General features: G+C 41.8%; 14 protein-coding genes, 2 tRNA genes, 1 other RNA gene and 1 pseudogene. 14 read left to right on the forward strand and 4 right to left on the reverse strand.

The genetic code is table 11. The features are described 5' to 3' along the window. The first annotated feature begins 46 nt into the window (after positions 1–46). The 5 genes from secG to ssrA all read left to right on the forward strand — a co-directional run bounded on the left by secG (position 47) and on the right by ssrA (position 4215). Positions 47–289 carry a preprotein translocase subunit SecG gene (secG, locus tag PGR14_RS14500; RefSeq protein ID WP_008372776.1) on the forward strand — a complete coding sequence of 81 codons (243 nt, stop codon included), beginning with the start codon at positions 47–49 and terminating at the stop codon, positions 287–289. A gap of 71 nt (positions 290–360) precedes the next feature. Next, complete coding sequence (rnr, locus tag PGR14_RS14505; protein ID WP_270223625.1) at positions 361–2511, forward strand: ribonuclease R; 2151 nt, start codon at positions 361–363, stop codon at positions 2509–2511. Then, complete coding sequence (gene smpB / locus PGR14_RS14510; protein ID WP_055156322.1) at positions 2504–2977, forward strand: SsrA-binding protein SmpB; 474 nt, start codon at positions 2504–2506, stop codon at positions 2975–2977. Before rnr ends, smpB begins: the two co-directional genes overlap by 8 nt. 134 nt (positions 2978–3111) lie before the next feature. Next, on the forward strand, positions 3112–3714 hold the full coding sequence (locus PGR14_RS14515; RefSeq protein ID WP_044999095.1) for an ECF transporter S component: 603 nt from the start codon (positions 3112–3114) through the stop codon (positions 3712–3714). A gap of 155 nt (positions 3715–3869) precedes the next feature. Continuing rightward, positions 3870–4215: a transfer-messenger RNA gene (ssrA, locus tag PGR14_RS14520) on the forward strand. A gap of 105 nt (positions 4216–4320) precedes the next feature. On the opposite strand, the pseudogene PGR14_RS16300 reads toward ssrA, so the two are convergent. Further along, positions 4321–4598 (reverse strand): annotated as a pseudogene (locus PGR14_RS16300) (DUF3343 domain-containing protein). Position 4599: 1 nt separating this feature from the next. Further along, positions 4600–5874 (reverse strand): double-cubane-cluster-containing anaerobic reductase, encoded by a 1275-nt coding sequence (locus PGR14_RS14530; protein WP_173685660.1) that lies wholly within the window; start codon positions 5872–5874, stop codon positions 4600–4602. 314 nt (positions 5875–6188) lie between these two features. On the opposite strand from PGR14_RS14530, the gene PGR14_RS14535 reads away from it, so the two are divergent. The 3 genes from PGR14_RS14535 (at position 6189) to PGR14_RS14545 (ending at position 7035) form a co-directional block, all read left to right on the forward strand. Further along, positions 6189–6731 (forward strand): GNAT family N-acetyltransferase, encoded by a 543-nt coding sequence (locus PGR14_RS14535; protein WP_270223628.1) that lies wholly within the window; start codon positions 6189–6191, stop codon positions 6729–6731. A 130-nt stretch (positions 6732–6861) separates the two neighbouring features. Continuing rightward, positions 6862–6934 (forward strand) — tRNA-Val (locus tag PGR14_RS14540). A gap of 27 nt (positions 6935–6961) precedes the next feature. Next, a tRNA-Met gene (locus PGR14_RS14545) sits at positions 6962–7035 on the forward strand. A gap of 392 nt (positions 7036–7427) precedes the next feature. Here the strand turns inward: PGR14_RS14545 and PGR14_RS14550 are convergent. Beyond that, a complete protein-coding gene (locus PGR14_RS14550; RefSeq protein ID WP_055261782.1) occupies positions 7428–8123 on the reverse strand; it encodes a 3'-5' exonuclease in 696 nt (231 codons plus the stop codon). Between the two features lie 213 nt (positions 8124–8336). Between PGR14_RS14550 and PGR14_RS14555 the strand changes: the two genes are divergently transcribed. Both PGR14_RS14555 and PGR14_RS14560 read left to right on the forward strand, forming a co-directional pair. After that, positions 8337–8744, forward strand: a complete 408-nt coding sequence (locus PGR14_RS14555) for a helix-turn-helix domain-containing protein (RefSeq protein ID WP_008372798.1) — start codon at positions 8337–8339, stop codon at positions 8742–8744. A gap of 13 nt (positions 8745–8757) precedes the next feature. Then, complete coding sequence (locus tag PGR14_RS14560) at positions 8758–9093, forward strand: hypothetical protein (protein ID WP_055261784.1); 336 nt, start codon at positions 8758–8760, stop codon at positions 9091–9093. A 35-nt stretch (positions 9094–9128) separates the two neighbouring features. Here PGR14_RS14560 and PGR14_RS14565 read toward each other — a convergent pair whose 3' ends face one another. Next, positions 9129–9770: a GDSL-type esterase/lipase family protein gene (locus tag PGR14_RS14565; RefSeq protein ID WP_270223630.1), complete on the reverse strand. Its 642-nt coding sequence runs from the start codon at positions 9768–9770 to the stop codon at positions 9129–9131. Positions 9771–9951: 181 nt separating this feature from the next. Between PGR14_RS14565 and PGR14_RS14570 the strand changes: the two genes are divergently transcribed. The 4 genes from PGR14_RS14570 to PGR14_RS14585 form a co-directional block, all read left to right on the forward strand. Next, complete coding sequence (locus tag PGR14_RS14570; RefSeq protein WP_055249188.1) at positions 9952–10518, forward strand: chromate transporter; 567 nt, start codon at positions 9952–9954, stop codon at positions 10516–10518. Then, positions 10515–11081 carry a chromate transporter gene (locus PGR14_RS14575; RefSeq protein ID WP_055261788.1) on the forward strand — a complete coding sequence of 189 codons (567 nt, stop codon included), beginning with the start codon at positions 10515–10517 and terminating at the stop codon, positions 11079–11081. The genes PGR14_RS14570 and PGR14_RS14575 overlap by 4 nt, the downstream gene beginning before the upstream one ends. Before the next feature lie 194 nt (positions 11082–11275). Further along, a complete protein-coding gene (locus PGR14_RS14580; RefSeq protein WP_270223631.1) occupies positions 11276–12874 on the forward strand; it encodes a type I restriction-modification system subunit M in 1599 nt (532 codons plus the stop codon). A 2-nt stretch (positions 12875–12876) separates the two neighbouring features. Then, a partial coding sequence (locus tag PGR14_RS14585; protein ID WP_270223632.1) for a restriction endonuclease subunit S occupies positions 12877–13415 on the forward strand: 539 nt, incomplete at its 3' end.

Here is a 13415-nt window from a genome sequence, read left to right on the forward strand (position 1 = left end):
TGGTAAAATACATGAGTGGTTTAGCCATCAGGAGGTGTGATTAGTAATGGAAATTTTAAAAACAGTACTTTTAATTTTATTTGCAATAGATTGTATCGCATTGACAGTAATCGTATTGATGCAGGAAGGTAAGTCAGCAGGTCTTGGAACAATCGCAGGTATGGCAGATTCTTATTGGGGACAGAACAAAGGACGTTCTATGGAAGGCGCACTTGTTAAGTCTACCAAGTTTTTAGCAATTCTGTTTATTGTACTTGCAGCAGTCCTGAACTTGAAAGTTTTTGCATAACGAATGATTGAAAGAAGATGAGGAACACTCTATAGTATCTATAGGGTGTTCCTTTTTTGACAGGAGAAGAGATGGACGAATTATTTGAAAAAAGAAAGAAAATTATTTATGAATTTATCTGTGACGAATTTTATGTGCCGATGAAGCTGAAAGAGTTGTCGATGCTGCTTCAGGTCCCGAAAGATCAGAAAGGGGAACTCAAAGCTGTCATGGACAACCTGGAAAAAGAAGGCAGGGTACATGTCACACAGAAAGGAAAATACATCAAAGGTGAGGCAAAGCAGCTGCGTGGAATGTTCCAGGCAAATGCGAGAGGCTTCGGCTTTGTCACTGTGGAAGGTGAGAGCGAAGATATCTTTATCTCAGAAGATGATATGAACGGTGCCATGCAGGGAGATGAGGTAGAGGTTGTCATCACCAAAGCACCGGAAGGAATGCGAAGAGAAGGAAAGATCACGAAAATCGTACAGAGGGGAACCAAGCGGATCGTCGGCTATTATCAGAGCCGGAAGAATTTCGGATTCGTTGTGCCGGATAATGAGCGTTTCCTGCAGGATATCTTCGTACCGGCAGAGCGCTCTAAAGGAGCTGTGACCGGGCATAAGGTTGTGGTAGAGCTGACCTCTTATGGGGAGAATGGAAAGAAGCCGGAAGGAAAGATCGTAGAGATCCTGGGGCATGTGACCGATCCGGGAGTTGATATTTTGTCGATTGTCAAAGGATATGATCTGCCAACCGAATTTCCGGAGAAGGTACTGAATCAGGCAGAGCGTGTGGCAAAGGCAGTGACGACCGCTGATATGGCAGGACGTAAGGACGTGCGGAGCTGGCAGACCGTGACGATCGACGGCGAGGATGCGAAGGATCTGGATGATGCGATCACTCTGACAAAAGAGGGAGACTGTTATATTCTGGGCGTGCATATCGCTGATGTGACCAATTATGTGCAGGAGAACAGCGCTCTTGACCGGGAAGCACTGAAAAGAGGTACCAGTGTCTATCTGGCAGACCGTGTGATCCCGATGCTGCCAAGAGTTCTGTCTAATGGAATGTGTTCATTAAACGCAGGTGAGGACCGGCTGGCACTGAGCTGTATCATGATTATTGATGCGAAGGGAAATGTAGTCGATCACCAGATTGCAGAAACTGTGGTAAATGTGGATGAACGCATGAGCTATACCAGTGTGAAAAAGATTCTTGAGGATCGGGATGAGGCAGAATGCGAGCGATATCATGATCTGATCCCGATGTTTGAACTGATGAAAGAACTGTCACACATTTTGAGAGAAAGACGCCACAGAAGAGGGGCAATCGACTTTGATTTTCCGGAGGCAAAGATTATTTTAAATGAAAGCGGTGAGCCGGTGGATATTAAGGCTTACGACCGCAACGTGGCAACGAAGATTATCGAGGATTTTATGCTTGTTGCAAATGAGACGGTTGCAGAGGATTATTTCTGGCAGGAGATTCCATTCTTATACCGTGTGCATGAAACACCGGATGATGATAAGATGAAGAAACTTGTGACATTTTTGCAGAATTTCGGATATACCATGCATATGCAGGGAGGACAGGAGATCCGTCCAAAGGAAGTTCAGAAGCTTCTGGATAAGATCGAGGGGACTCCGGAAGAAGCCATGATCTCAAGGCTTGCACTCCGTTCGATGAAGCAGGCGAGATATTCGCCGGATAATGACGGACATTTCGGACTTGCGACCCAGTATTATACGCATTTTACTTCACCGATCCGGCGCTATCCGGATCTGCAGATCCACCGGATTATCAAAGATAATCTTCGAGGCAGGATGAACGATGCAAAGAGGCATCATTATGAAAAAATCCTGCCGGAGGTGGCGATGGAGACAAGCTCCTTAGAGCGCCGTGCGGATGAGGCAGAGAGAGAGACGCTGAAGCTTAAGAAGGTACAGTATATGCGGAATTTCTTCGGACAGGAATTTGAAGGAGTTATTTCGGGTATCACGAAGTGGGGAATCTATGTAGAGCTTCCGAATACCGTAGAAGGTCTGGTGCATGTTACCAATATGACGGACGATCATTATGATTACGATGAAGAACATTATCAGATGATCGGTTCCCATCACAGAAAGACCTACAAGCTTGGGCAGAAGGTGAGTGTGAAGATGATCGATTGTGATGAGATATCAAGAACCATTGATTTTAGACTTGTAAAGGAAAGAAAAGAGGAGAGAGAAGATGGCTAAGGCAAAAGCGCAGGGCAAGATGATTGCGAACAATAAAAAGGCGTATCATGACTATTTTATCCTGGATACTTATGAGGCGGGAATTGCACTTGCAGGTACGGAAGTAAAATCCCTCCGCATGGGAAAATGCAGCATCAAAGAATCCTTTATCCGTATTGAGGATGGGGAAGTGTTCATCTATGGAATGCATATCAGTCCATACGAAAAGGGAAATATTTTCAATAAAGATCCTCTGCGTGTGAGAAAGCTCCTTCTTCACAAATCGGAGATCAACAAACTGATCGGTAAGACCAAGGAAAAAGGAATGGCGATCGTGCCACTGAAGGTGTATTTCAGCAAGAGTCTTGTCAAAGTAGAGATCGGACTGGCAAAAGGTAAAAAACTATACGATAAGCGTGATGATATCGCGAAAAAAGACCAGAAGCGTGAGGCAGAAAGAGAATTCAAGATCCGCAATTTCGGATAAAACAAAACTGTCCCCTTGAAAAAAGTGAAAATTGTATATTTTTACAGAGACAGTGACGCGGTACAATGTTCAATAACCTGATGAATCAATGTACTATAGTGTTTCACAAGGAATAAGAAAGGATGGGACAGACTATGAAAACAAATTCAACCGTTATGAAAATTGCACAGACAGCGCTGTTTGCTGCACTTTGCTACGTAATCTTTACGTATCTGCAGATTAAAATACCGATGCCGGGAGGAGATGCAACATCAATTCACCTTGGAAATGCGTTTTGTGTGCTTGCCGCACTTCTTTTGGGCGGCTGGTACGGCGGACTTGCAGGAGCGATCGGAATGGGAATCGCGGATGTGATGGATCCGATCTATATTACCGGAGCACCGAAGACATTTATCCTGAAGCTCTGCATCGGACTGATCACAGGACTTGTAGCGCATAAGATCGCAAAGATCAATGAAAGTACCGATAAGAAATACATTTTCAAATGGAGCCTGCTGGCATCTGTAGCCGGACTTGCATTTAATGTCATTGCAGATCCGATCGTCGGATACTTTTACAAACAGTACATTCTGGGACAGCCGCAGCAGATGGCAGAGGTTCTTGCAAAATGGAGCGCAGCTGCTACCTTTGTAAATGCAATCCTTTCTACAATCGTTGTAGTGATCATCTACAATGCACTGCGACCGGCACTTGCAAAGAGCGGAATGCTGGAAGTGGGGAAGACAAAAGAAGCGTAAAATGACAGATTGAGTAAATTATATGCGGAGATGCCTTGACATGAGCCTGGATGTCCGCATATAATATATAGAGCAAATGGGAGGGCAGAAGGTTGACTTCTGAACGGATCTTGTTTGCAGAAGCGTATTTTTGATGATACGGCTTCCAAGAACCAGGGCTTGTACTGGTTTCGACGGGGGCACGGAAGTCAAGGAAGCCATCCGTAGCGGGACACTACGTTAAAAGTTCCAACTAAATATAAACGCAGACGAAAATTTAGCGTACGCTGCCTAGTTGCAGCAGTCGGCCTTGAGTCTCTCATCGCTTAAGTAACCGGCTTCGACCAGATGAGGCACTTCGTTTCCAAAGCTTTGAGGGAATGGAAGAATTTATGAAGCTACTAAAGTAAGCAGCCTGTTGTTCGGCGGCTTATGGAGGGAATGTCAAAAGAATGACTGTGATGGGAGATGCCTTTATGGAAGAGCTTTCGGACAGGGGTTCGATTCCCCTCAGGTCCATACCTGTAAAACCGCTGAAAATGAGATGATTCAGCGGTTTTTGAATATGATGAGTCAAAATGAGGAGAGAGCTTTTTGCTCTCTCCTCATTTATCATATACTCTGCATTTAACAATATCGGTCTCTCTTTTTCTGCAACTGATTTTCCAATGGAACGATGTTTACATATTCGGCATGATTCTCTTCGATGCATGTTCTGACGGCATCAATGTCATCCGGATGGATCAGAAGCGCCATTCCGCAGGCAGCTTTGCCATCAGTGTCACGCGGGCAGGTGCAATACGGTTAGGAAGGCCTTGCTTATCCAGAAGCTCATGGAGCATCATGCCCTGTGTGTGATTGTCAAAGAGAATATAATAGCGGATATGTTTATTTTTTTCTTCCATTTTACTGATTCAGCATCTCCACAAATGCTCCGATTCTTGTACGAAGCTGTTCAGCATCTTTATCGGTGTAATCTGTTTCCAGAGAGAGTACCGGAATATTTTTCGCCTTCAGTGCTTCAGAAACTGCAAGCTTTTCTGTGTCGTACAGGCAGCAGAACATCAGACTGCAGTCGATGACGCCGTCCACCTGATATTCGTCGACCATACGGAGAATATCGTCGATACGTCCTGTATTTGGTGTGAAGCATGCACAGTTTGTCTTCATGTAACGTTTGGACAGATTCATGAACTGTTCATCCAGTGTTTCACCGGATTCGTCTACAAGATTTTCAAAATATCTTGTTCCTGTACACATCTCTTCGCAGACAACAGCAGCGCCGCTTGTCTCGATGATGTTATGTAATTTCCAGTTCGGAACTGCAAGAGGCGTTCCTGTGATCAGGATACGTTTTGTGCCTTCTGGTACAACAGATACACCATCCTTGATTCGTTGTTCCAGTTCGTCAGCCAGACGGTTACACATCTGGGCGCAGCGTACCGGATCATCGAAGAAGGAAATCTGGGTCATGAGCAGAGCATCTCGTCCGGAAATCGGCAGACATTTTGATTTTCTGCAGTCATAAACTCTCTGAAGAGCTTTACGTTTCTCATTGCAGATATTGATCGCTTCCGCAAGGTTTTCCGGTGTGATTTTGTTTCCGGTAAATTCTTCTACAATCTTTGCAAAATCTGTAATTTCTTCTTTCCATTTGATAATATCTTTTTCACGCTTCATCTGTGGAACGTCCATAATATGCATTGGAACGTCTTTTCCAAGGATTTCGTAAGCTTTCTTCTTGCCGTCGCAGGTAGTTTCCCCGACATACATATCTGCGATACGGAAGAATGGGCAGGTGCGTCCAAGTCTTGCTCCTACAGAAGCTTTTACAAGCGGACAGACATTTTTCGGAAGGACTTTTTCGCCGTCCGGAACCCAGAACTGGGAACCGCCGCAAAGTCCGGTTACGATACCATTTGCAGCGATGATTACTTCATCCGGTACATAAACGCAGAATGTTCCGAATACTTTACGTCCTTTTTTCTGCTCTTCAATTAATTCAGCCGGGCGGATACCGTGAACCTCAGCAATGACCATATCCCAGAAATCCATTGCTTTCGGACGGTTTTCCTGTGTCATAAATACATCCCCAACTGCTGTCGGAAGAACCTGACAGAGATTGTCATGATTTTTGACATCCATCCCAAGATCTTCCCACATTTTTTCATAATCAGCCATTTTCATTTCCTCCTTTTATACAATGACGATTTGTTAGTATCCATATATTTTGTCGCTATCCATATAAAATATTGTACAAAATGACGAATGAGTTAGTCAATGAATATGGTGAAATGTGTAAAATAACTATAAATAGGACGATATATAGAAAAAATGAATTATTGAAATACGTTTTACGTATAACCATGCAAATGTGGAATGTTGAAACTATAAAATCCTTATGATATACTGGGACAACAGATTAACGTATAGAATAGAAATTGAAGAAAACAAATTTATTAAAAATTAAAATATAAAGACTGAGGTGGAAGAGTATGCTGGAGACCGAAAGATTAATACTGAGAAAATGGACAGAGGAAGATGCGGAAAGTCTGTTTGAATATGCAAAAGATCCGGAGATCGGACCTGCTGCAGGATGGCCGCCGCATAAGAGCGTGGAGGAAAGCAGAGCTGTCATCAAAAATGTATTTGATGGAGCAGAGTGCTACGCAATCTGTGAAAAGGAAAAGAATATTGCGATAGGTGCTGTGGAACTGAAACTGAATGGATACACGAATAAAACAAAGCGTGACGATGAGTGCGAGCTTGGATATTGGCTTGGACAGCCATTCTGGGGAAGAGGCTATATGCCGGAAGCTTCCAGAGAGTTATTGAGACGTGGATTTGAAGATCTTGGCATGACAACAATCTGGTGCGCTTATTATGATGGCAATCTGAAATCAAAAAGAGTGCAGGAAAAGCTGGGATTTGTTTATCATCATTCCTGTAATGAAGTTCCTGTGCCGCTTTTACATGAGGTGCGGGTCGAGCATACGAATGTTATGACAAAAGAGCATTGGGAAGAAATCTACAGGTAATGGTCTGGAAAGCAGGAAGTAAGGGGGAGATATGCTGACGGAAAAAGAGAAAATCTGTAAAAAAACTAAAAAAAGTATTGACATTTGTAGAAAATAATAGTAGACTAAACAAGTCGCATAAATGTGATGAGGGATCATAGCTCAGCTGGGAGAGCGTCTGCCTTACAAGCAGAGGGTCATAGGTTCGAGCCCTATCGGTCCCATTACAACATAAGCTGTAAATTTTATATCGCGGGATAGCTCAGTTGGCTAGAGCACCCGGTTCATACCCGCGGTGTCGCTGGTTCAAATCCAGTTCCCGCTACTTACGAAGGAGTCCTTGTGTGAGGGCTTCTTTTTTTGCATAGCAGAAAGTTTTACATTATCTAACGTCTTAAAGCTTCTACATATACAATAACGAACATCCCCACACATCGCCCCACAACCAATAACCTTGAACGTCAGTTGCATGAAGACTGGTGTCACAGCCTTATTCATCAATAATTTGAAATGCATATGTGGAGAGAAATCGGTGAAAAGCCGGAATGAAAATAGAATTAAAACTTCTGGAAAACTGGAAAGTAAATAAGTAAGATCCGGAAGAGATTATTTTCGGGCAGGTGAAACAATATGCGAAAGATCAGTGAAGAAGAACTAAAAAAGATAGAGTACGTTTATAAGAAAGAAGATTCTTTAAGACGTATTCTATCTTTTTGCTTATGCCTTTAATAAAGTGTCAATCAGCCGAGATGCTTCACTGCGCGTGATCGTATCCGGATTCCATTCCGGTACTTTTTTCTTCTGGCTGCACAGTCTCTGCAAAAGTGCAACCTGTTTTGCTGTGGCAGGCTGCACTTTTTTTATTTTGTATGTAAGTTGCTGTGGCTTGAAAAGAGAAGGATCCTCATTTTCGAAATAGTGTGCCAGTGTCTGATACAGTTTTGCTGTGGCAAGCGCATCATAGTAGGCGCGGTGCGCAGCTTTATTTTCAATCTGGTAGTATTCACACAGACTGGAGAGACTTTTGGAGGGAAGTGATTTTAAGGTGCGCTGGGCGATCTTAAATGTGTCGATTCCAAATTTTTCAAAAGTAAGTCCTAAATTGGAAGCACCTGATTTCATGAAGCTGTAATCAAAGCCTACATTGTGGCCGATCAGGACATCATCTTCACAGAATTCAAGGAAATCACTGATCACAGCATCGGCAGGTCTGGCATTTGCAACCATTTCATTCGTAATGCCGGTGAGATTCGTGATCATCGGGGAAATCTCTTCCTGTGGATGAATGAATTCCATAAAACGTTCGGCAACCTTTCCGTCACGGACTTTCAGTGCTCCGATTTCAATAATTTCATTATATAGTGGGTCAAGCCCGGTTGTTTCCAGGTCAAAACAGACATAGGATTTTAGCATTTCAAAACCTCCGTTTCTGAAATCCTATTTTAACAGATGCGAGGAGAAAGTGCCATAGTTTTCTTGATACAAATCTCTCCGGATGGTAAGATACAGGTATATTTGCCGGTGTAAAAGAATTTTGACAGGCAAAAATGCCATTTGTAAAAGATGTTTGATAGACTTTTGGTGTTCTATATGGAATGATGTCCGTGAAAGGAAGAAACAGGAATTATGGAAATAGGGAAGAAACTAAAAAATGCACGGATAGAAGCCGGGCTTACCCAGGAGAAGGCTGCAGAGAAAATCGATGTTTCCCGCCAGACTATTTCCAATTGGGAAAATGAAAAATCGTATCCAGATATTATCAGTGTCATTGCACTTAGTGATCTATATTCCGTAAGTCTTGATGAACTGTTGAAAGGAGATCAGAAGATGGCAGAACATCTGGAAGAGAGTACAAATGTTGTAAAAAGCAACAAAAAACTGACTGGAGCAATTCTTTTAAATATTATACTGATGATACTGTTGATTGCGCTGAACATGCTGTTGCCGGAAGGAACCTATTATCTGGTAATTGTATTTTGTGTGGTAATCATGAGTTCATCGGCATTGCTTTATCAGATTATCAAACGGATTTAGGAGGCAGATTATTATGGGATGGAATCAAATAGCAGCAGTAGCAAGCGGAGCAATTGCGTTGGTAGGAGCAATCTGCACCGCATGGCAGATTTATCAGATGACGGTATCAGATGCAAAAGCAAGAGGCTTAAAGCACCCGAAATTCTGGGGATTTTGGGCGATGAATGGAAATAATTCAAGTGGACTGATTCTTTATCTGATCGGTAGAAGAAAATATCCGGTCCAGAATATGAGCATCGAAGATCAGGAAAAGATTGAAACAAGAAAAAAGGCAGCAGGAGCTGCGCTTGTGTTTATGACACTTGGGGCGATTGGATTTGTGATCAATATCATGCGGATTTATATTTAATGAAGAATACGAAGAGCGGTATAGACGTTAAAAATCTATACCGCTTTTTCCAGTTCTTTTTGCATATCGATAACTTTTTCATAGATTGCATTAGCAAGTGCAGCGTGACCGGCTGCATCCAGATGCTCGCGATCTGTGGTGCTTGGAGATGCAAATGCGGAGGCATCCAGAAATGCTGCATGATGCAGAAGTGCCACTTTGTGATATTCTTCAGCAAGCTTTTTTGAAACTTCTACGGATTTTTCATCAAATTCCGGATCAAAGCCAGGATCGCCAACACCTTCACCCAGATGGATCGGTGAAATGACGAGGAGATCAAAAGGCTGAGAAGCGTTTTTTCGGGCTTTTTGGATGACTTGAGCCAATCCTTTGGCAATGGTTCCTGCGGACGCATTGTATCTTGTTTTGCAGTCGTTGGTTCCGAGCATAACGATAAGGAGATCGATAGGGTTATGCATTTCCATCGTGACACCGATCAGATCAAGTCCACGGCGTCCCTCACGAAGATCATCCTGAAATACAGTGGTTCTTCCACAAAGACCTTCTTCGATCACACGGTGGTCAGCACCCAGCTTCTTCTGAAGCAGACTGGTCCATCGGGTGTCGGTGTCAAATCTGCCGGTTCCGTCCGGTTTGTAGCCATATGTGTTTGAGTCGCCAAAGCATAAGATGTTCATTCTGTGTCACTCCTTTATAAACCTACTAAATTGATATGTTATATATGATAAATGAGATTGTTGGAAAAGTCAAGAGGTAAAATTGTATTGGAAAGGTTTCGGAAAGGTTTTGAAATTTACCTGGATTTTAATTTACATCTGTATAAAGCAAAGATATACTAATGGGTGGAGGATAAAAATTATGAAGAATAAAAGAGAAGTGTTGGTTAAACTTTTTCTATCTACATTATATCTAAGTGCATTTACATTTGGCGGCGGTTATGTGATCGTTACGCTGATGAAGAAAAAGTTTGTGGATGATTATCATTGGATTGAAGAAAATGAAATGCTGGATCTGGTGGCAATCGCGCAGTCAGCACCGGGACCGATTGCGGTAAATGGGGCAATCGTGGTTGGGTATAAGCTTGCCGGCCTTACAGGAACACTGGTTGCAATTATTGGAACGATTATTCCACCGTTTGTGATCATTTCTTTGATCTCTGCTTTTTATCATGCATTTCGGGATAATTATCTGGTGAGTCAGATGCTGGAAGGGATGCAGGCAGGTGTCGGAGCTGTGATTGCCTCGGTCACTTATGAAATGGGATGTGGAATTATAAAAAAGAAAGATAATGTGGCAACGATTGTTATGATTGCAGCCTTTATAGCAGCCTGTGTATTGGGAATCAATGTGATTTATATTGTGATTGCAAGTGGAGTTTTTGGTGTAATCCGGACAATCTGGAACAGACGGAGGAAAAGAGTATGATGTATATACAATTATTTTTAAGCTTTTTTCAGATCAGCTTGTTCAGCTTTGGAGGTGGATATGCGGCACTTCCACTGATCCAGGGGCAGGTCGTAAATGTGCATCACTGGCTCAGCATGACGGAATTTACGGATCTGATCACCATTTCCCAGATGACTCCGGGACCGATTGCGATCAATGCAGCAACCTTTGTTGGGATGAAACTGACCGGAATGCCGGGAGCGGTTGTGGCTACACTTGGATATATCACACCATCTTGCATTATCGTGACGATCATTGCAAAATTGTACTTAAAATACCGGGAAATGGACATGCTGCAGGGAATACTTGGAGGGATCAGACCGGCGGTGGTCGCACTGATCGGATCGGCGGGAATTTCCATTTTGCAGACAGCATTCTGGGAAGCTTCTGGGAAAATGGTGATATCTGATACCAGTTGGCTGATGGTTGGAATATTTGTGGTATGTGTGATCTTGCTCAGGAAGGTGAAGATGAATCCAATCTGGGTGATGTTGCTTGCCGGGGTGATGAAAGTTGGCGTGGAGCTGGTTTGGAAGATGTAAATGGGTGCTGTTTAATTGTGGAAAAGAATAAGATGGAAGACTGAAAGCTATTGTGGAGAGGTATCTTTCAGTCTTTTTCTATGCAGAATACAGAGGATGAATGAGTACCATATTTTTTGAAGGTATGGTATACTTTCACTATGATTAGAAAGTAGCCCATTGCGGCGAAATAACAGAAGACGGAGGAGTATAAAATGGCTGAAATGGAGAACAGCAGGGATTTAAACAGTGTGTTATGGAGTGGGGCGGATGTTTTGCGTTCAAAAATGGATGCTAATGAGTATAAAGATTATTTGCTGGGGATTGTTTTCTACAAGTACTTATCCGATTCTTTTCTGATAAAAGTATATGATATGATTTGTGATGGAAAACCAGAGAGCTTGAAAGAGGCACTGGATGCATATGTGAAAGTTCTTAATGGAGAAGATGGAGAAGCGTTAAAGACGGAAATGAAAAGTGTATGCCATTATGTGATTGAACCGGAGCTTACCTACACTTATTTTGCGGATGCAGCTAGAAATAATTCTTTTAGCCGTGAGCAGTTACAGAAGGCATTTAATAATATTGAGCAAAGTGATGAATTGTTCGTGGATTTGTTTACGGATATTGATTTGTATTCCAATCGTTTAGGAGTGGGAGATCAAAAGCAGAGTGATACGATTGCAAGTTTGATTAAAGTAATTGATAATGCAGACTTGTTGAATTCGGATGTAGAAATACTTGGAAATGCATATGAAACTTTGATTGGATGGTTTGCATCGGAGACAGGAAAAAAAGCAGGAGAATTCTATACTCCACAGGCAGTATCAAAAATTTTAACCAGAATTGCAATCAAGGGACAGGAAGAAAAGCAAGGTCTGTCAGTATATGATCCATGTATGGGATCAGGTTCGCTTCTTTTGAATGCAAAAAAATATGCAAAGCATCCAGAATATATTAAATACTATGGACAGGAATTGAATACATCTACTTACAATTTGGCAAGAATGAATATGTTCCTTCATGGAATTGTGGCAGAAAACCAGAAACTTCGTAACGGAGATACACTTGACGGAGACTGGCCTACAGGAGAAGAAACAGATTTCAATATGGTACTTATGAATCCACCGTATTCAGCAAAATGGAGTGCAGCTGCCGGATTTTTACAAGATGAAAGATTCAGTGATTATGGTGTACTGGCACCGAAGTCGAAAGCAGATTATGCATTTCTGCTTCATGGACTGTATCATTTGAAAAGTAATGGAACTATGGCAATTGTTTTACCACATGGTGTTCTTTTTCGCGGCGCAGCTGAAGGAAAAATCAGAGAAAAACTGCTTCGTTCAGGAAATATTTATGCGGTAATAGGATTACCTGCAAATCTTTTCTATAACACGTCCATTCCGACTTGCATCATTGTATTGAAAAAGCACAGAGATGGCAGAGATGTATTATTTATTGATGCTTCCAAGAAGTTCAATAAAGGGAAAAAGCAAAATGAAATGACAGATGAACATATTGAAGAGATTATCAATCTGTACAGTAAGAGAGAAACTGTAGAAAAAGAGGCATTCCTTGCCAACTTTGAAGATATAGAAAAAAATGACTTTAACCTCAATATACCACGATATGTTGATAATTTTGAGAAAGAAGAAGAGGTTGATCTGCCGGCACTTTTAGGTGAAATGAAGAAAACGGATGAAGAAATCGAAAAAGTGCAGGGAAAATTCCTTTCAATGCTCAAAGAATTAACATCAGATGATGCGTCAATAATGGCATCTTTGAATGATTTGATCGGGAAAATGGAGGGGTAGAGATGGGAAAACCTAAAATTAGATTTGAAGGGTATAGTGAAGATTGGGAACAGCGTAAGTTGGGGGATAATATTGTTGAGTATACAGAAAAAACAACAGAAAACAATCAATATCCAGTTTTAACATCTTCAAGGAAGGGGATTTTTTTTCAAACAGATTATTATGATGGAAATCAAATAGCATCCGCAGATAACACAGGATATAACATAGTACCTTATGGATACTTTACTTATCGCCATATGTCAGATGATGAAATATTCCATTTTAACATCAATGATATTGCTGAAAACGGCATAGTTAGTACACTTTATCCTGTTTTTACGACAGATGAGAATTTAGATTCAAGATATTTGCAATACCAGCTGAACTATGGAAGAGAATTTGCTAGATATGCAATTTTACAGAAGCAAGGTGGTTCTCGTACATATATGTACTTGAATAAATTGAGGAATTTGTATCTTACGGTTCCTACTGCTATTGAGGAACAAAAGAAGATTTCAGAATACTTTACTAATCTTGACCACCTCATCACCCTTCACCA

The sequence above is a fragment of the Coprococcus sp. AF99-45 genome (genome assembly GCF_027663865.1).
In the GTDB taxonomy this organism is placed as follows: domain Bacteria; phylum Bacillota; class Clostridia; order Lachnospirales; family Lachnospiraceae; genus Allocoprococcus; species Allocoprococcus comes.

Coding starts and splice junctions, on each gene's coding strand:
- secG (WP_008372776.1), top strand. CDS start 47: ATGGAAATTTTAAAAACAGTACTTTTAATTTTATTTGCAATAGATTGT.
- rnr (WP_270223625.1), top strand. CDS start 361: ATGGACGAATTATTTGAAAAAAGAAAGAAAATTATTTATGAATTTATC.
- smpB (WP_055156322.1), top strand. CDS start 2,504: ATGGCTAAGGCAAAAGCGCAGGGCAAGATGATTGCGAACAATAAAAAG.
- PGR14_RS14515 (WP_044999095.1), top strand. CDS start 3,112: ATGAAAACAAATTCAACCGTTATGAAAATTGCACAGACAGCGCTGTTT.
- PGR14_RS14530 (WP_173685660.1), bottom strand. CDS start 5,874: ATGGCTGATTATGAAAAAATGTGGGAAGATCTTGGGATGGATGTCAAA.
- PGR14_RS14535 (WP_270223628.1), top strand. CDS start 6,189: ATGCTGGAGACCGAAAGATTAATACTGAGAAAATGGACAGAGGAAGAT.
- PGR14_RS14550 (WP_055261782.1), bottom strand. CDS start 8,123: ATGCTAAAATCCTATGTCTGTTTTGACCTGGAAACAACCGGGCTTGAC.
- PGR14_RS14555 (WP_008372798.1), top strand. CDS start 8,337: ATGGAAATAGGGAAGAAACTAAAAAATGCACGGATAGAAGCCGGGCTT.
- PGR14_RS14560 (WP_055261784.1), top strand. CDS start 8,758: ATGGGATGGAATCAAATAGCAGCAGTAGCAAGCGGAGCAATTGCGTTG.
- PGR14_RS14565 (WP_270223630.1), bottom strand. CDS start 9,770: ATGAACATCTTATGCTTTGGCGACTCAAACACATATGGCTACAAACCG.
- PGR14_RS14570 (WP_055249188.1), top strand. CDS start 9,952: ATGAAGAATAAAAGAGAAGTGTTGGTTAAACTTTTTCTATCTACATTA.
- PGR14_RS14575 (WP_055261788.1), top strand. CDS start 10,515: ATGATGTATATACAATTATTTTTAAGCTTTTTTCAGATCAGCTTGTTC.
- PGR14_RS14580 (WP_270223631.1), top strand. CDS start 11,276: ATGGCTGAAATGGAGAACAGCAGGGATTTAAACAGTGTGTTATGGAGT.